Origin of the sequence: Kribbella sp. NPDC050124 (assembly GCF_044460355.1) — a bacterium.
GTDB lineage: Bacteria > Actinomycetota > Actinomycetes > Propionibacteriales > Kribbellaceae > Kribbella.
Genome location: NZ_JBITJU010000015.1, coordinates 12,626 through 35,566 on the forward strand (window position 1 = coordinate 12,626; position 22,941 = coordinate 35,566).

Below are 22,941 nucleotides of genomic sequence, written 5' to 3' on the forward strand. Positions count from 1 at the left end.
ACGGCTGGTCCGACCCCCTACTTTCGTCAGGTGTTCCCGGACCTGTGGATACGGCGTCCGGGCACGGTGCCGGAGTCGATACCATCTGTGCGTGAGCGGCCCGCACCTCCGCGGACCGTCGAACTCGAGGAGTGAACGTGCCGGAAGTCAAGGTCCATCTGATCGGCGTCGAGGGCGAGGCTGAGCGGAGTGTGACCGAGACGACGACGATCGGGGAGCTGTTCGCCGGAATCTTCGGCCAGGACCGCTCCGCCATCGCCGCCCGCGTCAACGGTGAGCTGCGCGACCTGTCCCGGGTCGTCGCGGACGGTGACGAGATCGAGCCGGTCAAGGCCGGCTCCGAGGACGGCCGGGCGATCATCCGGCACTCCACCGCGCACGTGCTGGCCCAAGCCGTGCAGGAGCTGTTCCCGGAGGCCAAGCTGGGCATCGGCCCGCCGGTCGAGAACGGCTTCTACTACGACTTCGACGTACCCACGCCGTTCACGCCGGACGACCTGGGCAAGCTCGAGAAGAAGATGCAGCAGATCATCAAGGAGCGGCAGCGGTTCAGCCGCCGGGTGGTCTCCGACGACGACGCCCGTACTGAGCTGGCCGCCGAGCCGTACAAGCTCGAGCTGATCGGCATCAAGGGCTCGGCGGCGGACGCGGCCGAGGGGGCGAGTGTCGAGGTCGGCGGGGGCGAGCTGACGATCTACGACAACGTCCGGCGCGACGACTCGGTCGCCTGGAAGGACCTGTGCCGCGGCCCGCACGTGCCCGCGACCGGCTACCTGGGCAACTTCAAGCTGATGCGGACCGCCGCGGCGTACTGGCGGGGCAGCGAGAAGAACCCGCAGCTGCAGCGGATCTACGGGACGGCGTGGGAGTCGCGTGACGAGCTGAAGGCGTACCTGACCCGCCTGGAGGAGGCCGCCAAGCGCGACCACCGCAAGCTGGGCACCGAGCTCGACCTGTTCAGCTTCCCCGACGAGATCGGCTCCGGCCTCGCGGTGTTCCACCCCAAGGGCGGCGTGCTGCGCAAGGTGATGGAGGACTACTCCCGGCAGCGGCACGTCGAGGACGGCTACGAGTTCGTCTACTCGCCGCACATCACCAAGGGCCAGCTGTTCGAGACCTCCGGCCACCTGGACTGGTACGCCGACGGCATGTACCCGCCCATGCACCTGGACGAGGAGCGCGGCGCGGACGGGCAGATTCGCAAGCAGGGCCAGGACTACTACCTGAAGCCGATGAACTGCCCGATGCACAACCTGATCTTCGGCGCCCGCGGCCGCTCCTACCGCGAGCTCCCGCTGCGGCTGTTCGAGTTCGGCACCGTCTACCGGATGGAGAAGTCCGGCGTCGTGCACGGCATGACCCGGGCCCGCGGCTTCACCCAGGACGACGCGCACATCTACTGCACCCGCGAGCAGATGCGCGACGAGCTGCGCGCGCTGCTCACGTTCGTGCTCGGCCTGCTCGCCGACTACGGCCTGGACGACTTCTACCTCGAGCTGTCCACCAAGAATCCGGACAAGTTCGTCGGCTCCGACGAGGTCTGGGATGAGGCCACCGAGACGCTGCGCGAGGTTGCCGAGGGCTCCGGTCTCGAGCTGGTCCCGGACCCGGGTGGCGCGGCGTTCTACGGCCCGAAGATCTCGGTCCAGACCAAGGACGCGATCGGCCGGACCTGGCAGATGTCGACGATCCAGCTGGACTTCAACCTGCCGGAGCGGTTCGAGCTCGAGTACACCGCGCCGGACGGCTCCCGGCAGCGGCCGGTGATGATCCACCGCGCGCTGTTCGGCTCGATCGAGCGGTTCGTCGCCGTCCTGACCGAGCACTACGCCGGCGCCTTCCCGCCCTGGCTGGCCCCGGTCCAGGTGACCGGCATCCCGGTGACCGACGGGCATGTCGACTACCTGTACGACGTCGCCTCGAAGCTGAAGGCGCAGGGCATCCGGATCGAGGTGGACGCCTCCGACGACCGGATGCAGAAGAAGATCCGCAACGCGCAGAAGTCCAAGGTGCCGTACATGCTGATCGCTGGTGACGACGACATGGCCGCCGGCTCGGTCTCGTTCCGGTACCGGGACGGCACGCAGAAGAACGGCGTGCCGATCGCGGACGCGATCAGCGAGATCGTCGAGGCAGTCGCGAAGCGCGTACAGGTATGACGGATACCCCCGACCAGCCGTCCGGCGCCGTACCGGAGTCGCCGTACGCACCGGAGTCGCCGTACGTACCGGAGTCGCCGTACGCACCGGAGTCGCCGTACGCGCCCGACGAGGTGGTGGCACAGGACGGCGTCGGGGTGCCGGATCCGTTCATGCGGCTGTGGACGCCGCACCGGATGGCCTACATCGAGGGTGAGAACAAGCCGACCAGCTCCGAAGCCGGCTCAGGCTGCCCGTTCTGCCGGCTGCCGGGCCTGCCGGACGCAGACGCGCTGATCGTCTACCGGGGTACGGCGGCCTACGTGGTGCTGAACCTGTATCCGTACAACCCCGGCCACCTGATGGTGGTCCCGTACCGGCACGTCGCGGACTACACCGAGCTGACCGAGGACGAGGTCGCCGACGTCGCCAGGCTGACCCGGCAGGCGATGCAGGCGATCCGGACGGTGTCGGGCGCTCACGGGTTCAACATCGGCATGAACCAGGGCGAGATCGCCGGCGCCGGGATCGCGGCCCATCTGCACCAGCACGTCGTACCACGGTGGTCGGGTGACACGAACTTCATGCCGGCCATCGCGCACACCAAGGTGCTGCCGCAGCTCCTGCCGGACACCAGAGCCCTGCTGGCCAAGTCCTGGCCGAGCGAGCCCTGAACGACAAACCGCCCCGCCTCGAGATCGAGGCGGGGCGGTTTGCTCAACGGATTGTCACTCGCCGGCGAGCTTCGGGTCGGTGAACTTCTGCCAGTGGAAGTACACCGGGTCGGTGAACGACCCCGGCACCTTGCCGAGGCCCTTGATCGCCGTCGCGGTCCCGTTCGCGTGCCCGACCGAGTACAGGTAGCCCGCACCGCTGTCCTTGTCGATGGCCAGCAACAGCGTTCCCGTCCCGCACGGCGCCGCAACCAGCGACTCGAAGCCCTGCCAGGTCGAGGCCCGGACCTGCTTGACGACACCCGGGATGAGGTGCCCACCGGCCAGCGGCAGCCGCGCGGTGTAGAGCTTCCCGCTGGTGAGCGTCATCAGGAAGGTGTCGTACGTCGGCGTCTGGCTGATCAGCGTCATCGCCTTCACGCCCTTGTAGCCGGACTGGTACCCGGTGATCTGCCGGGACGCGACGCCGTCCTTGTACGTGACGTTACGCCGGTAGAGCGTGCCGTCGATGTGCAGCGAGTACTCGGTGTCGCGCTGCTTCGTTGCGGTGACGTACGTCGACCGGTCGAGAGTGCGGTAGACCCCCCAGCCCGATCCGACCCGGGTGACCTGCTTCTGCGAGACCGTCCCGCCGCCGGCCGGCGTCAGGTAGCTCGTGTCGTACATCGTCGATCCCATGATGACCGGGCCGCGGTGGTCCTCGGCGCCGACCTCGCTGGGGCCGTACCTGAGCGTCGAGCTCAGCCGCACCTGCCCGTCCGGGTAGATGTCCTTGGCAACGATCTTGTCGGCGATCTTCGCCCCCGCCGCCGAGAAGGTCTGCAAACGGTGATCGCCGCCCGCGGTCACCGAACCAACGGAGATCTGGCAGGCCGCCGTCGTCCCCTGCGAAGTTGTGTTGCTGCTCGGCTGCGCGGACGCCGGACCCGTCGCCAGCATCCCCGCACCGAGTACGCCGGCCGCCAGCAGACCGCCGCCGTACTTTGCCCACTTGGTCACTTTCAACCACCCCTACTTTCGGATTTGTCGGGGGTTGGATGCCGGTCTGCACCAGAAAGTTGGCTCAGCGCAGGAACAAAGGCAGCAGGGGGTCGACGAGGCCGAGCAGGGTCTCGAGCGAGATCTCGCGGGATGGGTTGGTCAGGCCGGTGACGCGGACCACCCGGCGGCCCTGGCGGAAGACGAGTTCGCCCGCGTCGGGCAGGTAGTAGCCGGGCTGGCCGATGGGGGCGAGGCGGGGTGGCGGGACTCGCTGTGCCTCGGGGATGGTGGACTGGTCGAACGCCTCGACGACCGCCACGGTCGCGTCGTACGTGCCCCAGATGCACGTCAGCGCCCCGTTCACCCGGTAGTCCCGCCGCAGCTGGACGTGCGCCCCGACGAACTGCTCGGCCGCCGAGTTCGACACCTGGCACGCCGAGTCGGACTGCCGCGCGTTCCGGACAGTCTTCGGTACGGCGTCCCGCACGGCCAAGGCGACCGCCACCGCCCTGGCCCGGTCGATGCCGCCGTTCGCCTTGAGCTGCACGGCGCGATCGGCGGCCGGGAAGACGATCAGCGAGTCCGCAATCCGGGCGTCCGGGCCGAGTTCGGCCAGCGGCTCGCGGGAGGCGGCGCCGCTGAGCAGCCGCTCGAGCGAGTCGGGCTGGCGGGGGAGCGCGCTGACACCGATCGTCACCGGGCGCCCTTCGACCAGGAGCGTGCAGAGGTCAAGCGCGGGGAGACCGGCGTCGTTCCAGGCGTTCGGCTTCGCGGTGACGGTGACCTTGAGTGACGCGGTCAGGGTGCGGGTGATCGCCGTACACACCTGTGGTCCGGGGGCGCCCGCCGTACCGTCCAGCCCTTCGGCCTGTGGCGGCGCGACTACGGTCGGTACCACTGCCGGCGCCGGTGACGGGCTGGGGATTGGCCGGGCGCCATTGGCGTTGCGGGCGACCGAGCAGCCGGAGGCCGCCAGCGCGAAGGCACAGGCGAGGGCGCAGAGCTGTCCCGGCCTCGGTCGCATCGGCGCACCTCCTTGCTGTGTCCAGCATCCCGCGAAACCGGTCCGCGCGCAGGTTTGTCACGCGGGTTTGGCCGCTGGTTGGGTGGCGTGTGACCGGATGGTGATCCGGCTCGACTACGATCGCGTCGCCATGCTTAACAGATTCCGGCAGTTCTGGACCAAGGTGATCACCCCGATCGCCAACCTCCTGCTCAAGCTCGGCGTGAGCGCCGACGTGGTCACGCTGGTGGGCACGATCGGGGTGTGCGCCGGTGCGCTGATCTTCTTCCCGCGCGGCCAGCTCTGGCTGGGCGTCGTGGTGATCACCTGCTTCGTGTTCTCCGACCTGATCGACGGCCACATGGCGCGGACGTCGGGGACCTCGTCGAAGTGGGGCTCGTACCTGGACTCCACGCTGGACCGGATCGGCGACGGCGCGATCTTCGGCGGCCTGGTGATGTACTACGCCAACTCGAACGCCGGCGACTCGACGCTGATGGCCGCGGTGACCCTGTGGGCGCTGGTGATGGGCGCGGTCACGTCGTACGCGCGGGCCAAGGCCGAGAGCCTCGGCCTGACGGCGAGTGGCGGCCTGGCCGAGCGCGCCGACCGGCTGGTGTTCACGCTGGTCATCGCGTTCTTCTCCGACGTGCTGAACCTGCCGATCCTGCTGCAGATCGTGATCTGGTACCTCGCCGCCGCGAGCACGATCACGGTGGTCCAGCGCACGCTGTCGGTCCGCAAACAGGTGCTGGCCGACCCCGGGAACGCCGGCCTGGACACCCCGCCGACGCCACCGGCCGGGCCGGACCCCAAGAACTGACGTGATGGACGGCGTGCGGCACCGGGCCGTCGACCTGGCCTTCGCCGTCGCCTGGACGCTGGTGCGCCGCCTGCCCGAGCGCACCATCACCTGGCTGTTCCAGCAGGCCGCCGACCGGACCTACCACCGCAACGGTCGCGGGGTACGGCGATTGCGCGGCAACCTGGCCGTGGTCAGCCCCGACGCGGACCTGGACGCGTTGACCAAGGCCGGAATGCGGTCGTACCTGCGCTACTGGCAGGAAGCGTTCCGGCTGCCGGAGTGGAGCGAGGAGGAGATCGTCGGCCGGGTCCGCACGGTCAACGAGAAGCTGCTCCGCGACGCCTACGCGGCCGGCCGCGGTGTGATCTGCGCGCTGCCGCACCTGGCGAACTACGACCACGCCGGCGCCTGGGCCGGCCTGACCGGGATGCCGGTGTCGACCGTGGCCGAACGGCTGCGACCGGAGTCCCTGTTCGACCGCTTCATTGCCTACCGCAAGAAGCTCGGCATGGAGGTCCTCCCGCTCACCGGCGGCGACGAGGACGTCACCGGCGTCCTGGCGGAGCGGTTGCGGGCCGGCGGCTTCGTCTGCCTGGTCGCCGACCGGGACCTGTCGGAGCGTGGCGTCCCGGTGACGTTCTTCGGCCGCCCATCGCGGATGCCGGCCGGTCCCGCGGCGCTGAGCCTGCGGACCGGGGCGCCGCTGATCCCGGCGACCCTGCACTACGACGGCCCGGACCTGGTGATCACCTTCCACGACACGATCGACCCGGACGGCGGCACCGCGGCGATGACCCAGCGCTGTGCCGACGCCTTCGCCAAGGGCATCGCCGCCCACCCCGAGGACTGGCACATGCTGCAGAGGATTTTCCTCGAAGGGTGAGAATCGTCCCGTGAGGATCGGCGTGGTGTGCCCGTACTCGCTGGGGACGCCTGGTGGGGTGCAGAACCACGTCCGGGACCTGGCCGAGGCGCTGCTTGCGCTCGGCCACGAGGTGTCCGTCCTCGCCCCCGTCGACGACACCGATGCGGCGCCGCCGTACGTCGTTTCGTCCGGCCGGGCGGTCGGGGTGCCGTACAACGGTTCCGTTGCCCGGGTCACGTTCGGTCCGCGGACTGCCGCGCGGGTGAAGAGCTGGTTGGCCGACGGGCGCTTCGACGTCGTCCACGTACACGAGCCGACCACGCCGAGCGCCTCGATCATCGCGCTGTGGTCGGCCGACGGCCCGTTCGTCGCCACCTTCCACACCTGGCAGGTCCGGTCCCGCGCGATGAGCGCCGCCGCCGGGCTGCTGCGCCCGGCGCTGGAGAAGATCGACGCCCGGATCGCCGTCTCGGAGAGCGCCCGCTCGATGATGGTCCAGCACATCGGCGGCGAGGCGGTGGTCATCCCGAACGGCCTCTACGTCGACCGCTTCCGGGGGACCCCGCGGCCGGAGTGGCAGGGGGCGGACGGCACGATCAGCTTCATCGGCCGGATGGACGAACCCCGCAAGGGACTCGAGGTCCTGCTGAAGGCCGTGCCCGCCTTGGTTGCCGAACGCCCCGACCTGAGAGTCCTCGTCGCCGGGACCGGTCAGGCGGACGAGGCACGGCGGTCGCTACCGGAGAGCTGTCGCGCCAACGTCGTCTTCCTCGGAGCGATCGACGACGCAGCTCGGGCGGACATGCTGTCCGGCTCTGACCTCTACGTCGCGCCGCATCTCGGCGGCGAGAGCTTCGGCATCGTCCTGCTCGAGGCCATGGCTGCCGGGGCACCGGTGCTCGCCAGCGATCTGGCCGCGTTCCGATTAGTGCTCGACAGTGGGCGGTTGGGCGAGTTGTTCGAACCAGGTGACGTCGAGGAGCTCACCACGCGGGCCTTGCGCCTCCTCGGTACCCCTGACGAGCGCGACAAGCTCCGCGTCTCCGGACTGAGCGCCGTACAACGCTATGACTGGTCGGTGCTGCTCCCCGAACTGGTTTCCGTCTACGAGCTGGTCGCTAGGTGAGCGTTAGCTCCGGCGTGCGCGGAACGTGTCCAGCAGTCTGCTCCGGGTGTCGGCCGGCAAGGATCCGGTGGGTAGGTCGGTCAGTGCCGTCGACGTGAGCCGCATCTGCTCCAGATAGCGCTCGCAGCCGTCGCACTGCGCGAGGTGGTCGATGAAGTCCTGCTCGTCCTGCGGACTCAGGTCGCCTTCCAGGTACGACGTGACCAGCTCGACGAACCCGCGGCAGTCGAGATCACTCATGACGCGCGCCCTCCTGCATGTAGTACTCCTCCAGTTTGCCGCGCAGAAACGCCCGCGCCCGGTGTAGCAGCACCCGCTGGTTCGCCGCCGTGATCCCGAGCAGCTCGCACACTTCGTCGTACGGGCGTCCTTCGACGTCCCGCAGTACGACGACCAGCCGCTGCCGCTCGGGGAGCTCGGTCAGTGCTTCGGTGAGGCGGTCGCGGACCTCCCCGCTCAGCAGACCCTGCTCGGGCGAAGGCCAGGCGGGCGGGAAGTCCCACCAGTGACCGGGGAACGGGTTGCCGGCTGGGCGGAAGCGGCTCGGGTCGACGGTCGGCCCGGAGTCGTCCACGCTGCTCATCGGCACCACCTTGTGCTCCCGGGTGCCGCGCCGCTTCGCCGTGTTGGTGAGGATCCGGTACACCCAGGTCTTCAGCGACGACCGGCCCTCGAACCGGTCGATGCCCTCGATCACCGCGAGCCAGGTCTCCTGCACGACCTCCGCGGCCGACTCCTCGGTCGACACGAACGACCGCGCCACCCGCAGCATCCCACCCGACCACCCGTCCAGCAGCAGCGCGAACGCATCCTCGTCCCCGCTCCGCAACCGCTCGACCAGTACGTCGTCGGCCATTGGGTCAGCGTAGTGGAGCACGGTTCCGGACCCAGACGACCGCCGCACCGGCCATTCCGACCGCCCCGGTCAGCATCCACCCGGACACGTACACGCCGAACTGCTTGCTCACGGCACCGAACACCAGCGCGAACGGCGTGAACACCAGCCACGACACCGCGCCGATCCCGGACACCACGCCGGTCCGGATCGTCGACGGTACGGCGTCGTGCAGCAGGCGGCTGACGTGGATGCCGATCACGACGAGCAGGAAGCACAGCGCGACCATCGCCACGGTCAGGGCGACCAGGTCCCGGCTGCTCGTCAGGGTCAGGCAGGCGGCGAGCATGACCATTACGACGATCGCCACCGGGATCGGACGGTCGAGCCGGAGCCGTCCGGCGAGCAGTCCGCCGATGCCTAGCGTCGCGACCAGGACTGCCCAGAACGGTCCGTAGTACACCGCGGACGCCTTGAGCGTGATCAGCCACAGCGGTCCGAACTCGAACACCGCCTGCAGGATCATCGCCGCCATGATCGACGCAGCCGCGATCGGGACGAGTCGCCCGCGGTGGGTGATCGCTCGGTAGGTGACTGTGAGGTGGTGCCGGAGCGAGGTCCGCTCGCTGGTCTGGTGCAGGCGCGGCTCGCAGAACCGGGTCAGCGCGACCAGGTAGAGCAGGACGAAGGGGAGGGTGAGGAAGTACGTCGCCCGCGTCGACAGCACCGAGGCGAGCCAACCACCGGCCAGGGCGCTCGCCACGAGTGCGACGCTCTCGACGAAGCGGACCCGGCCGATCTCGCGCTCGTAGCCTTCGCCGTCCCCGGTCTCCTCGAGCACCACGTCGTACACGACGGCCTCGATGGTTCCGGAGTACATCGCGAAGTAGACCCCGAAGAGGAGCGCGGCCACGATGTAGCTCGCGACGTTCTGACTGAGCGCGGCGACGGAGACGCTCACCACCATCGCCAGCCCCGCGAGCATCAGCACACCCCGCCGCGACCACCGGTCCGCCAGGACCCCCGACGCCACCTCGGCCACCGGCACCAACGCCGCGTAAGCAGCAACCATCACGCCAACGGTCGCCGCGTCGAACCCGATCTCACTCATGAACAACTTCTCGACCGGCACCCACAACGCAAACCCCTGCAGAAACGTCCCCACCCACAGCGGCAGCAACCGCCGCCGCAGCACGTTGTGGGGTACGGCGTACTGCTCACAAGGTGCTGCGACGACGGTGTTCGACATGACTACCTCTGCAGGGCTCGGGTTATCCGGTCAGCTCTGCAGTGTCATGAGGTGCGGAAGTGTTACAGGAGCTTGGCGGCGGTGGCCTGGATCTGCTCCATGTCGCCGGGGGTGGGGTGCCAGGGGAGCTTGAGCGGGTCGTCCTGGTAGCGGGGGACCACGTGCAGGTGGGTGTGGAAGACGCTCTGCCACGCCTCGGCGCCGATGCAGCTCAGCAGGTTCGCGCCGTCGGCGTTCAGGCGCTCGATCACCCGTCCGACCAGCGACTGCGCGAGCAGCGTCGCCCCGATCAGGTCCTCGGCGTCGGCCTCCCGGAGGTCTGTCGAGTGCGCCCGCGGCACCACCAGCAGATGGCCGGGCGTCGCCGGGTTGATGTCCATGAACGCGATCGCCCGCTCGTTCGACGCCACCTGCGTCGACGGAATGTTCCCGGCCACGATCCCGCAGAAGAGACAGTTCTCGGTCATCGGCCCAGGCTAGTGCCTCGGCAAGGAACGACCTCGGTCCCGTGGTGACCTCGGCCCCTGTCGTGGGTCAGCCAACCAGAGTGCGGGTTTGCCCACCGGATTCTGGTTGGGCAACCCACCCTGCGATGGGCTGACCCACGCCAGGGGGGCGGATGACGGGCAGGGGGCGGGTCCGGAGGAGACCCTGCGGTCGCCACCCAGTGCTTGACGAGGGACTGCTGCCTATCGCAGTACACTGCGGCAGCCGGATCTGCCACGCGAGGAGCCCCATGCCGGACGAACTGCTGCGCCCGACCATCGGCGCCGGTGTGGACATGTCGGTGCGCCCGTGGCGACTGATGTCCCAGACGTACGTCGCCTTCTTCGGTGGGGTGATCGCCTCGACCACGATCGCGTTCCTGAACGCCCGCCGGCTCGGCGTGGACGCGGCCAAACAGCGCCTGATCCTGCTCACCGGCGCCGCCGGGCTGGCCGCCGTCATTGCCGTCTTCGCGCTGCTCAACACCGACGACGGCGTCACCTCGGGGCTGCGGATCGCGATCCGGGTCGTCGCCGTCGCATGCTGCCTGGTCCAGCTCCGCATCCAGCGCCCGATGGACCGCGCCTTCCAGCTCCGCGGCGCCGACTACGGCTCCTTGTGGGGCCCGGGCCTCGCGGTGACCATCGGCGGCGCCGTCGCCGAAGCACTCATCCTGGTACTCGTGGCGGTGGCCCTGTGAACGAACCAACCGAAGCCCGGCTGCAGATGGCCGGCCACTGGCTGCAGATCGGCCACCCCGAACGCACCCTCGACGAGCTCCAGGGCCTCTGGGGCGACGCAGCCGTCGACTATCGCGCGTACCTGTTCCGCGGCGCCGCGCTCCACGCGCTCGACCGCAACGACGAGGCCATCGATGTACTGAAGGACGGTCTCGCCCAGCACGGACCGTTCCTGCCAATGCTGCACGTGCTCGGCTCCTCCCTGCGCGCTGTAGGCCGTCTGCCCGAGGCGGAGGCCGCGTTCCTCCAAGGCCTCAGCCTGGACCCCAACGACCCCGACCTGCTGATCGGCTACGCGCACGTCTGCCTCACCGCCGGACAGGCCGAGAAGGCGAGCGCCCTGGTCGAGCGCGCCGCCTCGCACGCACCCGAGAGCGCCGCGGTCTCTGCTGCCCGGGCTCAGGTCGCTTTCGCGCTCGGCAAGGACCGCGACATGCACCGCCACAGCACCGAGGCTCTCTCACACGACCCCGAGGATCCCGGCGCCCGAGCCCTGCACGGTACGGCGTCCATGCTCACCGGCGACTCGCGATCCGGCTACAACTCATTGGCCTCCGCCGCCGCGTCCCAACCCGGTGACGCCGACCTCCGCGCGGCGGCCCGCGAGGCGAAGCTGATGAACCACCCGCTGATGCGCCCGCTCCGCCCGTTCCAGCGGTTCAACCCGCTCGTCGTCTGGGTCGCTGCGGTCGCGGTCATTTACGGCCTCCGCATCGCCGGCCTCGCACCGTTGGCCTTCCTCGCCGCCATCGGCTGGTTCGGCTTCTGCATCTACTCCTGGGTGGCCCCACCCCTCGTCCGCCGCTGGCTCAACCGAAAGTGGGGCGCCTGATGAATGACCGCATCGCGGCGTTGCGGAAGGCGGTGGAGGCCAATCCGGATGACGTGCTGCTTCGGCTGGTGCTGGCCGAGTCGCTGGTGACTGCCGGCGAGTCCGAGTCGGCTCTGGACCAGTACGTCGTACTGCTCGATCAGCAGGGGTTGCCGGACGACCAGTTCGTGACAGTCGGGGAGCTCGCGGCGGCGAACGGGCGGCTCGCGTTGCTGCGGAACCTGCTCGAGGCGGCCCGGCAACAGGGCGTCGTCGAGGGGACCGGGCGGCTGCAGCAGCTGGTCGACGAGATGATCTCGGAGCGCAGCGGGGTCAAGATCAAGGTCGGTCCCGGGGCCGAGACGCCGTACGAGGTGGACACGCCGAAGGAGACCACGACCTTCGACCAGGTCGGCGGGATGGACGACCTCAAGCGGGTCATCCACCGGATGGTGATCCTGCCGCTGAGCCGCCCGGAGCTGTACGAGAAGTACGGACGGAAGTCCGGCGGCGGCGTGATGCTCTACGGGCCGCCGGGCTGCGGGAAGACGCTGCTGGCGCGGGCGACCGCGGGGGAGTGCGGACTGCCGTTCGTGAACGTCCGGATCGAGGACGTGATGGACCCGTACCTCGGGGTCTCCGAGCGCAACCTGCACGCCGCCTTCGAGCGCGCCCGGGCGAACGCGCCCTGCGTGCTGTTCCTGGACGAGCTCGACGCGCTGGCCTTCGCGCGGCACAAGCACGGCGGATCCGAGGCCCGGCGGCTGGTTGACGTACTGCTGCAGGAGTTGGACGCGATCGGCTCCGAGAACGACGGTCTTCTCGTGCTCGCCGCCACGAACGCGCCGTGGGACGTCGACGAGGCGATGCTGCGGCCGGGCAGGTTCGACAGGGTGGTCTTCGTGCCGCCGCCGGACGAGCCCGCGCGGGCGGACATCCTGAACGTGCTGGTGCGGGACGTACCGTCGGACGGGCTCGACCTGAAGGCGCTCGCCGGGCAGACGCCGATGTTCAGCGGCGCGGACCTGCGCGCGCTGATCGAACGCGGCGTCGACCGGGTGATCGACGAGGCGCTCAGCAGCGGTGGCGAGCCGCCGCTGGCCATGCGTCACCTGACCGAGGCGCTGCCCGCGGTCAAGCCGTCGACGCTCGACTGGCTGCACCGGGTCCGCTCGTACATCGAGTTCGCCAACCAGAGCGAGCGGTACGACGACGTCGCGGCGTACCTGCGTACCCGCGACGTCCGTCGCCGCCTGTCATAAGGCCGTGTGCTAACCAGACTTCACCTTGGCCGCCGCCGACTCGGGCATCGGGTCGTAGCGCGCGAACGACCGCGTGAACGACGCGGCGCCGTGCGACAGCGACCGCAGGTCGATGGCGTAGCGGGTGATCTCCACCTGCGGCACCTCGGCCTTCACCACCGTGCGGTCGTCGCCGACCTTGTCCGTGCCGAGCAGCCGGCCGCGCCGTCCGGACAGGTCGCTCATCACCGCGCCGACCAACTCGTCCGGCACCATCACCGAGACCAGGTCCACCGGCTCCAGCAGGTTCACCTTCGTCGCGGACGCCGCCTCACGCAGCGCCAGCCCGCCGGCCATCTGGAACGCCATGTCCGACGAGTCGACGCTGTGCGCCTTCCCGTCGAGCAGCGTGACCCGGATGTTGACCATCGGATAGCCGGCCGAGACGCCCTTCTCCATCTGCGCCCGGACGCCCTTCTCGACACTCGGGATGAACTGCCGCGGCACCGCCCCACCGACCACCTTGTCGACGAACTCGAAGTCGGACCCCTCCGGCAGCGGCTCCACCTCGATGTCGCAGACGGCGTACTGACCGTGGCCGCCGGACTGCTTCACGTGCCGGCCGTGTCCCTTGGCCTTGCCGCCGAACGTCTCCCGCAGCGGCACTCGCAACTCCACGGTGTCGACGGTCACGCCGTACCGGTTCGCCAGGGCGTCCAGTACGACGTCCGAGTGGGCCTCGCCCATGCACCAGAGCACGATCTGATGCGTCTCCGGGTTCTGTTCGATCCGCAGCGTCGGATCCTCGGCCGCCAGTCGCTGCAACCCGATCCCGAGCTTGTCCTCGTCGGTCTTGGCATGCGCCTGTACGGCGATCGGCAGCAGCGGCTCGGGCATCGTCCACGGCTTCAGCAGCAGCGGGTCCGCCTTGTCGGACAGCGTGTCACCGGTCTCCGCCCGGGTCAGCCGGCCGATCGCGCACAGATCACCGGCGACCACCGTGGACGCCGGCCGCTGCACCTTGCCGAGCGGGAACGACAGCGTGCCGATCTTCTCGTCCTCGTCGTGGTCGGCGTGCGAGCTCTCACCGAAGAACGACGTGAAATGGCCCGACACGTGAACCGTCGTGTCGGGCCTGATGGTGCCGGAGAACACCCGCACCAGGCTGACCCTGCCGACGTACGGGTCCGACGTCGTCTTCACCACCTCGGCGAGCAGTGCCCCGCTGGGGTCGCAGCTCAGGCCCTTGCGCGGCACACCGTGCGCGGTGAAGACCTCGGGCAGCGTGTGCTCGGGTGGCGACGGGAAGCCACTGGTCATCACCTCGAGCAGCTCCTGGGTGCCGACGCCGGTGCCGCTGCAGACCGGGACGACCGGGAAGAACGAGCCGCGGGCGACCGCGCGCTCGAGGTCCTCGACCAGCACCTTCTGGTCGATCTCCTCGCCACCGAGGTAGCGGTCCATCAGTGACTCGTCCTCGGACTCCTCGATGATGCCCTCGATCAGGGTGCCGCGGAGCTCCTCGATCTGATCCTCGTACGAGCCGTCCGGCTCCGCGGTCGATCGCTTGCCGTCGGTGTACTCGTAGTACTTCTGGGACAGCAGCCCGATCAGCCCGTCACCAGCGGGCAGGTAGAGCGGCAGCACCTTGTCGCCGAACGCTGCCTGCGCGGCGGCCAGCGCGTTGTTGTAGTTCGCCCGGGCGTGGTCGAGCTTGGTGATCACGACGGCACGCGGCATGCCGACCTGGTCGCACTCGTGCCACAACGTCTTGGTCGGTTCGTCGACACCCTCGCTCGCCGAGATGACGAACAGGGCGCAGTCGGCGGCCCGGAGTCCGGCCCGCAGTTCGCCGACGAAATCGGCGTACCCGGGGGTGTCGATCAGGTTGACCTTGATTCCGTCGTGCGGCAAAGAGGCCAGTGCGAGCCCGACCGACCGCTGCTGGCGGATCTCGGCGTCGTCGAAGTCGCAGACCGTGGTGCCCTCGAGGACGGTGCCGGGTCTGGACAGGACGCCGGAGGCCACCAGCAGGGCCTCGATGAGAGTGGTCTTGCCGGCCCCGGACGGGCCGACGAGCACCACGTTGCGGATGGCGGCCGGGCTGTCCACAGCGGGGGCGGCTCCGGTGCCCTGGGAAGTGTTCGTCTTGTCTGCCATGACGTTCCTCCTGGTCCACCCACGATTCCCCCAACGGCCACTCAGCACAAGAGTCTTCGGATGGCGTTTTCTCCTGACATGTCAGCGGCGTCCCCCCGGCGGACCCTCACTCTCGGTACTGTCGCGCCATGCGAAGGACCCTCTTCATCGCGCTCACGCTGCTCCTCACCGCGCTGGCAGGGGCCGGTTTCGCGACACCCGCGTCAGCGGCTCCCGGTGACGAGGTGAAGAGCTTCCGGATCGACTACACCGTCACCCCGGACGGCGTTCTCCAGGTGAAAGAGACGATCGCCTACAGCTTCGGCAGCACCGGCCGGCACGGCATCTACCGCGACCTGGTCATCCGCGAACCGTGGCGGGACGACGACTCCAAGGACCAGGAGTACCAGGTCTCGAACATCGCGGTGCAGAGCCCGGACGCGCCGGACGAGTTCAGCACCGAGACGACCAAGTCGAACCACGACCGCTACCAGACGCTGCGGATCAAGATCGGCTCCGAGGACGAGACGATCTCCGGGTACGACGCGTCGTACGTGATCACGTACGACGTCCGCGGCGCGCTCCGGCACTTCGACGACCACAGCGAGCTGTACTGGGACGCGACCGGCGCCAGCTGGGAGGCCGTCCTCAACGAGGTCACGGTCGACGTCACCGTGCCCGAGGGCGTCACGCAGGTCGAGTGCTTCACCGGTACGGCGGGATCGACGCAGGACTGCCCGCAGAAGACGATCAGCGGGGGGAAGGGCGTCTTCGGCGCGAGCGACCTGCCTCGCGGCGAGCAGTTGACCGTCGTCGCCGGGATCAAGCCCGGGGTCGTCAGCAACGACACCCCGATCCTGGTCGACCCGCCGAGCTGGATGGAGCGCGAGGGCATCACCGTGCCCGCGCTGATCGCCTCGCTCGCGGCGACGGTGATCGCGATCGCGGGCGCGGTGCTGTACGCGAAGAAGGGCAGCCCGGACCAGCGGTTCGCCGGCTTGCCGCCCGGGACGTTCCCACCGGACGGGATGGCTGCGCAGCCGGTGAAGGACGAGCTGTCCGAGGACCGGATCCCGGTCGCTTTCGCGCCGCCGCGGATCCCGGTCGCGGAGGGTGGGCTGCTGATCGATGCGAAGGCGAACACGACGGAGACGGCGGCGACGCTGATCGAGTTGGCGGTGCGGGGCGGCGTACGGATCGAGAACGGTGGCAACTCGCAGAGCGCCGTCCTGGTGAATCCGGCGGCTGCGACGGCGCCGCACGAGCAGATGTTGCTGTCGGGGCTGTTCCCGTCGCTGCAGCCGGGGGAGTCGGTGGTGCTACGGCGGGGTGCGGTCGGCGATCACACGATGCGACGGGCGCACGACGGGATGATCAAGGCGCTGCGGGAGCAGGTGAAGCAGCGCGGGTGGTACCTGCGGATGCCGCGCCAGGGTGGTGGCTCGGTCTTCAAGAACGGCTTCAGCTGTGCCTGTATGGCGATGATCGGGATCTGGGTGTTCGGCTTCGGACTGATGGGGACCGTCGTTGGGGCGGCGACCGGGGGACTGGGCCGGGCGGTGGTGATCGGCCTACCGGTGGTCGCGGTGATCGTTGCCATTGGCATCTGGATCGGCAAGCGGGCGCGCGGGCAGCGGAACCCGGCGGGGCGGGCGGTGGCCGATCAGCTGGTCGGGTTCCGGAAGTACCTGGCGACTGCGGAGGCCGAGCAGTTGCGGTTCGAGGAGGGCGAGGACATCTTCAGCAAGTACCTGCCCTGGGCGATCGCGTTCGGTCTGGCCGACCGGTGGCAGCGGGTCTGCGCCCAGTTGGTGGCAGCTGGGCGGATCACCCCGGACCCGTACTGGTACGTCGGCCCGTCGTACTACAGCTCAGGCTGGACCGCCGGCGCCCTCAGCAGCACCGTCGCCAGCAGCTTCGACCCGCCACCCACCCCCTCCAGCTCCTCCGGCGGCGGCAGCTCCTCCGGCTTCAGCGGCGGCTCCTCCGGCGGCGGCGGAGGCGGCGGAGGCGGCGGCTCCTGGTAACCCCGACCGCCGCCCGCCCCGGCAGGCGTCAGAGAAACCTCAGACCTTGCCGCCGGCAATGGCCGGGGCCGTGGGATCTGCGGCCCCACCGTCACCAGCACCTTCGCGCGCCAGGAAGTCTTCGAGGTGGAACAGGTTGTCACCGGCCCGCTTCGCCACGTTCACGAGGGTGTTCATCGCGGCGACCTCCTCGACCTGCTCCTTGAGGAACCACTGCATGAACTGCTCGCCGATGTAGTCGCTCTCGTCCCGCGCGGTCCGGGCCAGCGTCTCGACCTGCTTGGTGACGGTGATCTCCTGCTGCAACGCAAGCTCCAGCGGCTCCAGCGCGGACTTGAAGTCGGACTCGACTTCGCCGACGCCGGGGATGTGCGGCCGGACGCCCTTGTCGAGCAGGTACTGCACCATCATCATCGCGTGGTTGCGCTCTTCCAAGGACTGCTTGTAGAAGTGCGCGGCCAGCCGCGGCAGATCCTGGTCGTCGTACCAGACAGCCACTGCCAGGTACTGCTGTGCCGCCGTGAATTCGTTACGGATCTGTTCTTGCAGAAGTTTCTCGTACGTGCTCATTGCGCCAATCTAGTGGGCCCGACCGGATTTCTCACCGTTGGCGAGCCTGCCCTAACCGACTCGATTCGATCCCAGTTCGACCACCTCGTCACCGCCGCCGGGAAGGCTGATCCGGACCGTGGTGCCGGCCACCACGACATCGATGCCTTCGGCAAGCGCCTCCGGTCGCAGCGCGTCCCGGGTCAGCAGTACTGCGCTCACCAGCACGAGCGGATCGCCGTCGTGCGGAGCCGTCAGGTACGGCGTCGCCGAGTGCACACCGAACGCGTTGGCACCGAGTCCACGGTGCACCCCGGCCTCGTCGTACCCATGCAGTCCGACCACCGCCGACAGCAGCCCGTCGTCGTTCCGCGCGGACGCGGTCCGGTAGCCCGCGGTTGCCTCAGGCAAAGACTCCCCGGCGACCGCGAAACCGCCGCTGCGGACCATCGCGCCGGCCGGTCCCTCGACCAGCGCGCACCGGATCTCCCAGCCGCTATGCACAACCGAGGCCGTCTCGATCTGCCACGGCCCACTCGACCCCAACCACGCTCTGTGCCACGACGACGCCGTACGCTCGCCGACCCCGATCCGCCGGATCCGCCCACGGCCGCTGACGAGACCGTCGGAGGAGACCAGTGAGATCAGGTTGTCGATCCGCGGCGCGTGGTCGGACAGCTCGGGACCCGCGTGGTTCGCGTACGCCAGCCGGTTGTAGTGCGCATCGCCCTCCGGCTCCACCCCGTCAGGCTCGGCCACCGGCGCATGGTCGGCACCGTGGTTGACCAACTGCACCACCTGGTCGTGGCGGCTGGCGTGCACGATCCACCCCGGCGCCGGCATCGCCCGTACCTGATCCGCATCGTCCAGCGGCACCGAGCCCTCCGGATCGGTCCACACCGGGTGCTCGGGCGGCAGCACCAGCCCGATGAACCCCTTCGAAGCCCAGTACGGCGAGCCAGGACCGGAGTACTGCTGCGTCGTTGGCAGGAACGTGTCGTACCACCCCAGCGTCAGCAGTCCACGCTCATCCGGTACGTCGTGCTGCACGAAGTGCCGCGCGATCCCAGAGCACAGCCGCCGCGTCTGGCCCGGCGACAGCGGAGTGGCGTCCAGCAACGCGCCCATCCAGTACGGCGTGGCCGCAGCCATCCGGTAGGTCAGCGAGCGCCCCTGGTACACCGGTGCACCGTCGTTGCCGACCAGATGCACCGCGTCCTCGAGGAACAGTTGCAGCCGCTCGCGGTAGAGCTTCAACCGGTCCTCGTACTGCGCACCGGGTGTGGCTGCCCCCATCCGCGTCCACAGCCCCGGGTAGAGGTGCATGGCCCAGCCGATGTAGTTGTCGAAGTTCTGGCCGTCGCCGTCCGAGTACCACCCGTCGCCGACGTACCAGTCCTCGATCCGGTCCAGCCCGCCGTCGATGTCCTCCTGCCGGTACGGCGCTCCGACCGACGCGAGGAACTGCTCACTCACGACCTGGAACAGCCGCCAGTTGTTGTCGTGCGTCGTCGACCCGTTGAACCCGCCGAGCCACTCGGCCACGTGCTCCTGCGCCCGCGTGTCGAGCCGGTCCCAGATCCACTCGCGGGTCTCGTGCAGCGCGACCGCGATCGCAGCCGCCTCGACCATCTGCTGCGACCGCGGGGTCAGCCGCAGCCACGCCTCGGGGTGGTCCGGATTCGCTCCGTTGGCCACGCCCCGCGCGTACCGCTCGATCAGTTGCTCGCAGCCCTTCCCCTGCACTCCGGCGATCCGGAACGCGGCGAGCATGAACGACCGCGCGAAGCCCTCCAACGCGTCCGACGCCGTACCGGACCGACTTGGCCGGCCCGGCAGTGCGATCAGCGAAGCGCCGGGGGAGAAGTACGGCACCAGCGAGTCGAGCAGATGGTCGGCCAGCGCCTCCCAGTGCGCCCGGCTCCACCCGGTCTGGCGCGACAGAACGCGGTCGGTGTCGGGCAGGACGAGGCGGCTCATGCGAGTCTCCCGAGATCGGTGGGGTCGATGGCGTGCTGCAAAGGCCGGCCGGCGGTGAGGCGCTCGAGTTCGCTGACGGCGAGCTCGCCGAGGCGGGCGATCTCGTTGCCGACGGCACCGGCGACGTGCGGGGTGACGAAGACGTTCGGCAGATCGAGCAGCGGCGAGTCCGGCGGCAGCGGCTCCGGATCGGTGACGTCGAGTACGGCGTCGATCCGGCCGGCCACGCACTCACGCTCGAGCGCGGCCGAGTCGATGATCTTGCCGCGGGCGGTGTTGATCAGCACCGAGCCGTCCCGCAACAACCCCAGCAGGCGAGCGTCCACGAGACCGACGGTCTCCGGAAGCAGCGGCGCGTGCACGCTGACGATGTCACTGCGGCTGAACAGCTCGTCATTGCTCACCAGTTCGGCGCCGAGCGCGGCTGCGTCGGCCTCCGCGAGGTACGGGTCGCTGATCAGCACGTGCAGGTCGAAGGCCTGCAGTCGCTCCGCGACCATCCGCCCGATCCGCGACGCACCGAGCAGCCCGACCGTCGTACCGTAGCTGCCCGGCATCCCGTGCGGGTCCGCCTTCCTCCGCGAGGTCCGGTACTGCGCTGCGAGCCGGAACGCCCGCTTCCCGGCCAGCACGACCGCGGCGACTGTGAACTCGGCCACCGGCAGCGCGTTGGCGTGCGCCGCCGACGACACCTGAATGCCGCGGTCGAACGCCTCCGGCGCGACGATTGCCTTCACCGAACCCGCCGCGTGCAGGATCGCCTGCAGCTTCGGCGCGGCCTCCAGCACCTCCGGGCTGATCCGCGGGCAGCCCCATCCGGTGAGCAGCACGTCGACGTCCGGCAGCGCGGCCAGGATCTCCGGGTCGTCGAGGAACGTCCGGCCCGGGCCGACCGGTAGCACCGTGGCGATCGCGTCCAGCCGGTCGCGGACGCGCGGGACAAGGACACGGGCCCGGCTGGCGTCGTTCATCGCCAGCATGACGGTCAGGGCGGAGTCTGGTTCGCTGCTCACGCTGCCAACCTAGCAAGCGCTTTCCAATGCTGTCTTCCCCTGTGCCGGATAGTGAAAAGAACCTTAAAGATTCCAGTCGCGGAATTAAGGCCCGGACCGCAGGCGTTGACACCTCAGAGGGCAGGATAGAGGGGCCTACCCGCCCTGTTGGCCACTGCGAAGGAGACGACGATGCTGCGACCGGACGACCTCTACGAGATCGTCGACGAGTCGGTGGCCACCGGCCCGGCGGCGACGCCGAAGGTGCTGGTGCATTCGCTGGACGGATTCATGGACGCGGGACAGGCGGGCCGGGTCACGGCCGACCACCTGCTCGAGGTGCTGGACAGCCGGCTGCTCGCGCGGTTCGACGTCGACCTCCTGCACGACTACCGGGCCCGGCGGCCCGAGGTGACGTTCGCCGAGGACCGGTTCATCGACTACACCCCGCCGCACCTGAGCCTGCACCTGCTGAAGGACGACGCGGGCGTCGAATTCCTGCTGCTCGAAGGCGTCGAGCCGGACAGCCACTGGAACCGGTTCGCCGGCGCGGTCCGGCAGCTGATCGAGCGGTACAACGTGACGCTCACGATCGGCGTCCACGGGATTCCGATGGGCGTTCCGCACACCCGCCCGCTCGGCCTCACCGCGCACGCGACCCGGCCCGAGCTGGTCACCCGGTCGAACATCTGGGACGGCGAGATGCGACTGCCCGCGAGCGCCGGCACGATGCTGCAGGTCCGGCTCGGCGAGGCCGGCAAGGACGCGATGGGTTTCGCGGTCCACGTCCCGCACTACCTGGCCGAGAACCGGTTCCCGGGCGCCGCGCTGGCGCTGGTGCACGCGATCTCTGCGGCAACTGGCCTGCTGCTCCCTAGCAAGGCCCTGCTCGACGAGGCCGCCGTCACCGGCCGGCTGGTCGACGAGCAGGTCGACGCGTCGGAGGACGTGAGCGCGGTGGTCAAGGCGCTCGAGACGCAGTACGACGCGGCCGCCGGCTCGGTCAGCCGCGGCAGCCTCCTGGCCGGCTCCACTCCGTCGGCCGACGAGCTCGGTGCCGAGGTCGAGCAGTTCCTCGCCGAGCTGAACCGCGAAGACGACAAGTAGCTCCAGCTGTTCCTCGGACACACAATCGGGACCTCGGACATCTGGCCAGATGTCCGAGGTCCCGGTTTCCTGGCCGAGGTTCACCTACTGACCGCCACCGAAGGCTCACCGAAAGAACCCGAGTGACCGGAACCACAGCCGGTCCGGCGTCCGCAGTCGCCGGCGGTGCGTCGCCGTACCTGCCGGACCTGTCAGGATGAGGCATGCCTGAGTCGCTGGAGGACCTGGTCGAGCTGATCGACCTCGAGATGATCGACGTCGACCTGTTCCGCGGGCGGCAGCCGCAGACCTCGATGCAGCGTGTGTTCGGCGGGCAGGTGCTCGGGCAGGCGCTGGCCGCGGCGAGCCGGACCGTCGAGCCGGAGCGGATCGTGCACTCGCTACACGGGTACTTCCTGCGCGGCGGCGACACCAGCGTGCCGATCATCTACCGCCCGGAGCCGACCCGGGACGGCGGTTCGTTCAGCAGCCGTCGCGTGGTCGCGTCGCAGAACGGCAAGCCGATCTTCTACATGTCGGCGTCCTTCCAGCGGCCCGAGTCCGGCCTGGATCACCAGGACCCGATGCCGGACGACCTGGTCGCACCGGACGAGGCGCCCACGCTGGCGGCCGTCCTGGAGGCGCGGTCGGGGCGCAAGGCCGCCGACTGGGACAAGGAGTGGGCGGCCCTCGACGTACGCCTGGCCGGGGTGACCGGGCGGCAGTTCTGGATAAGGGCTGCTGGCAAGCTTCCGGACGATCCGGCCTTGCATGCTTGCGTTCTGGCGTACGCGAGTGACCTGACGTTGCTGGGGGCAAGCTTGCTCCCGCACAACATTGTGATCGGCGATCGGCGGATCCAGCCGGCGTCGCTCGACCACGCGCTGTGGTTCCACCGCCCGTTCCGCGCCGACGAGTGGCTGCTCTACGATCAGGCCTCCCCGTCCGCCTCCGGCGCCCGCGGCTTCGCCACCGGCCGCCTCTTCACCGAGGGCGGCGACCTGGTCGCATCGGTAGCCCAGGAAGGCCTCATCAGACCGGTCGGCCTCGACCTCGACTAGGGCAGGCCAAGGTCGGCCGTGCCCGTAGCTGGTGATGGCACAGCGTTGAGCCCCTGAACACACTCCGCTGAGCACATCGATATGTGCCCCACGCAACGTCGATCCCGACCTTGACATGCCCCATGGCCGGTGGTGCGGTCGGAGCAGATCGCA

21 protein-coding genes are annotated in these 22,941 nt (G+C 69.4%); 11 read left to right on the plus strand and 10 right to left on the minus strand.

Translation table 11 applies throughout. The features are described 5' to 3' along the window. Positions 1-137 precede the first annotated feature (137 nt). Together thrS and ACIBL3_RS29200 are read left to right on the plus strand one after the other, a co-directional pair. The gene (thrS, locus tag ACIBL3_RS29195) at positions 138-2,159 is read left to right on the plus strand and encodes a threonine--tRNA ligase (protein WP_396356856.1); all 2,022 of its coding nucleotides are present in this window, start codon (positions 138-140) and stop codon (positions 2,157-2,159) included. A gap of 152 nt (positions 2,160-2,311) precedes the next feature. Next, on the plus strand, positions 2,312-2,812 hold the full coding sequence (locus ACIBL3_RS29200; protein ID WP_396357088.1) for an HIT family protein: 501 nt from the start codon (positions 2,312-2,314) through the stop codon (positions 2,810-2,812). A gap of 54 nt (positions 2,813-2,866) precedes the next feature. Here ACIBL3_RS29200 and ACIBL3_RS29205 read toward each other — a convergent pair whose 3' ends face one another. Together ACIBL3_RS29205 and ACIBL3_RS29210 are read right to left on the minus strand one after the other, a co-directional pair. Next, a complete protein-coding gene (locus tag ACIBL3_RS29205) occupies positions 2,867-3,811 on the minus strand; it encodes a hypothetical protein (protein ID WP_396356857.1) in 945 nt (314 codons plus the stop codon). A 64-nt stretch (positions 3,812-3,875) separates the two neighbouring features. Beyond that, positions 3,876-4,817 carry a hypothetical protein gene (locus ACIBL3_RS29210; RefSeq protein ID WP_396356858.1) on the minus strand — a complete coding sequence of 314 codons (942 nt, stop codon included), beginning with the start codon at positions 4,815-4,817 and terminating at the stop codon, positions 3,876-3,878. A gap of 130 nt (positions 4,818-4,947) precedes the next feature. Here ACIBL3_RS29210 and pgsA point away from each other — a divergent pair, with 130 nt between their 5' ends. The 3 genes from pgsA to ACIBL3_RS29225 are packed head-to-tail and all read left to right on the plus strand — an operon-like array spanning position 4,948 to position 7,592. Next, a complete protein-coding gene (pgsA, locus tag ACIBL3_RS29215; RefSeq protein ID WP_396356860.1) occupies positions 4,948-5,619 on the plus strand; it encodes a phosphatidylinositol phosphate synthase in 672 nt (223 codons plus the stop codon). 4 nt (positions 5,620-5,623) lie between these two features. After that, a complete protein-coding gene (locus tag ACIBL3_RS29220; protein WP_396356862.1) occupies positions 5,624-6,484 on the plus strand; it encodes a phosphatidylinositol mannoside acyltransferase in 861 nt (286 codons plus the stop codon). Positions 6,485-6,494: 10 nt separating this feature from the next. Continuing rightward, a complete protein-coding gene (locus tag ACIBL3_RS29225; protein ID WP_396356864.1) occupies positions 6,495-7,592 on the plus strand; it encodes a glycosyltransferase family 4 protein in 1,098 nt (365 codons plus the stop codon). A gap of 3 nt (positions 7,593-7,595) precedes the next feature. Here ACIBL3_RS29225 and ACIBL3_RS29230 read toward each other — a convergent pair whose 3' ends face one another. From ACIBL3_RS29230 to ACIBL3_RS29245, 4 genes are all read right to left on the minus strand, one after another. Continuing rightward, the gene (locus tag ACIBL3_RS29230; protein WP_396356865.1) at positions 7,596-7,832 is read right to left on the minus strand and encodes an anti-sigma factor family protein; all 237 of its coding nucleotides are present in this window, start codon (positions 7,830-7,832) and stop codon (positions 7,596-7,598) included. Then, entirely contained in the window at positions 7,825-8,448 is a 624-nt protein-coding gene (locus ACIBL3_RS29235) for an RNA polymerase sigma factor (protein WP_396356866.1), read from the minus strand. Before ACIBL3_RS29235 ends, ACIBL3_RS29230 begins: the two co-directional genes overlap by 8 nt. Before the next feature lie 4 nt (positions 8,449-8,452). Beyond that, positions 8,453-9,676, minus strand: a complete 1,224-nt coding sequence (locus tag ACIBL3_RS29240) for an MFS transporter (protein ID WP_396356867.1) — start codon at positions 9,674-9,676, stop codon at positions 8,453-8,455. Positions 9,677-9,738: 62 nt separating this feature from the next. Then, complete coding sequence (locus tag ACIBL3_RS29245; RefSeq protein ID WP_396356868.1) at positions 9,739-10,143, minus strand: HIT family protein; 405 nt, start codon at positions 10,141-10,143, stop codon at positions 9,739-9,741. 269 nt (positions 10,144-10,412) lie between these two features. Here ACIBL3_RS29245 and ACIBL3_RS29250 point away from each other — a divergent pair, with 269 nt between their 5' ends. Genes ACIBL3_RS29250 through ACIBL3_RS29260 form a run of 3 tightly spaced genes read left to right on the plus strand, consistent with a single transcriptional unit; the run spans position 10,413 to position 12,975 of the window. Continuing rightward, positions 10,413-10,862 (plus strand): hypothetical protein, encoded by a 450-nt coding sequence (locus ACIBL3_RS29250; protein ID WP_396356869.1) that lies wholly within the window; start codon positions 10,413-10,415, stop codon positions 10,860-10,862. Next, positions 10,859-11,734, plus strand: a complete 876-nt coding sequence (locus ACIBL3_RS29255) for a tetratricopeptide repeat protein (RefSeq protein ID WP_396356870.1) — start codon at positions 10,859-10,861, stop codon at positions 11,732-11,734. The genes ACIBL3_RS29250 and ACIBL3_RS29255 overlap by 4 nt, the downstream gene beginning before the upstream one ends. Beyond that, positions 11,734-12,975 carry a tetratricopeptide repeat protein gene (locus ACIBL3_RS29260; RefSeq protein ID WP_396356871.1) on the plus strand — a complete coding sequence of 414 codons (1,242 nt, stop codon included), beginning with the start codon at positions 11,734-11,736 and terminating at the stop codon, positions 12,973-12,975. Before ACIBL3_RS29255 ends, ACIBL3_RS29260 begins: the two co-directional genes overlap by 1 nt. 9 nt (positions 12,976-12,984) lie before the next feature. Here ACIBL3_RS29260 and ACIBL3_RS29265 read toward each other — a convergent pair whose 3' ends face one another. Then, positions 12,985-15,114: an elongation factor G-like protein EF-G2 gene (locus ACIBL3_RS29265; protein WP_396356872.1), complete on the minus strand. Its 2,130-nt coding sequence runs from the start codon at positions 15,112-15,114 to the stop codon at positions 12,985-12,987. A gap of 128 nt (positions 15,115-15,242) precedes the next feature. Here ACIBL3_RS29265 and ACIBL3_RS29270 point away from each other — a divergent pair, with 128 nt between their 5' ends. Next, a complete protein-coding gene (locus ACIBL3_RS29270) occupies positions 15,243-17,120 on the plus strand; it encodes a DUF2207 domain-containing protein (protein WP_396356873.1) in 1,878 nt (625 codons plus the stop codon). 39 nt (positions 17,121-17,159) lie between these two features. Here the strand turns inward: ACIBL3_RS29270 and ACIBL3_RS29275 are convergent, their stop codons facing one another. Genes ACIBL3_RS29275 through ACIBL3_RS29285 form a run of 3 tightly spaced genes read right to left on the minus strand, consistent with a single transcriptional unit; the run spans position 17,160 to position 20,662 of the window. Further along, positions 17,160-17,690, minus strand: a complete 531-nt coding sequence (locus ACIBL3_RS29275) for a ferritin (RefSeq protein ID WP_396356874.1) — start codon at positions 17,688-17,690, stop codon at positions 17,160-17,162. Positions 17,691-17,741: 51 nt separating this feature from the next. Then, the gene (locus ACIBL3_RS29280; protein WP_396356875.1) at positions 17,742-19,649 is read right to left on the minus strand and encodes a DUF2264 domain-containing protein; all 1,908 of its coding nucleotides are present in this window, start codon (positions 19,647-19,649) and stop codon (positions 17,742-17,744) included. Then, positions 19,646-20,662 (minus strand): hydroxyacid dehydrogenase, encoded by a 1,017-nt coding sequence (locus tag ACIBL3_RS29285; RefSeq protein WP_396356876.1) that lies wholly within the window; start codon positions 20,660-20,662, stop codon positions 19,646-19,648. Before ACIBL3_RS29285 ends, ACIBL3_RS29280 begins: the two co-directional genes overlap by 4 nt. 171 nt (positions 20,663-20,833) lie before the next feature. Between ACIBL3_RS29285 and ACIBL3_RS29290 the strand changes: the two genes are divergently transcribed. Then, positions 20,834-21,748 carry a proteasome assembly chaperone family protein gene (locus ACIBL3_RS29290; protein ID WP_396356877.1) on the plus strand — a complete coding sequence of 305 codons (915 nt, stop codon included), beginning with the start codon at positions 20,834-20,836 and terminating at the stop codon, positions 21,746-21,748. A gap of 203 nt (positions 21,749-21,951) precedes the next feature. Then, positions 21,952-22,788: an acyl-CoA thioesterase gene (locus tag ACIBL3_RS29295; protein WP_396356878.1), complete on the plus strand. Its 837-nt coding sequence runs from the start codon at positions 21,952-21,954 to the stop codon at positions 22,786-22,788. Positions 22,789-22,941 lie beyond the last annotated feature (153 nt).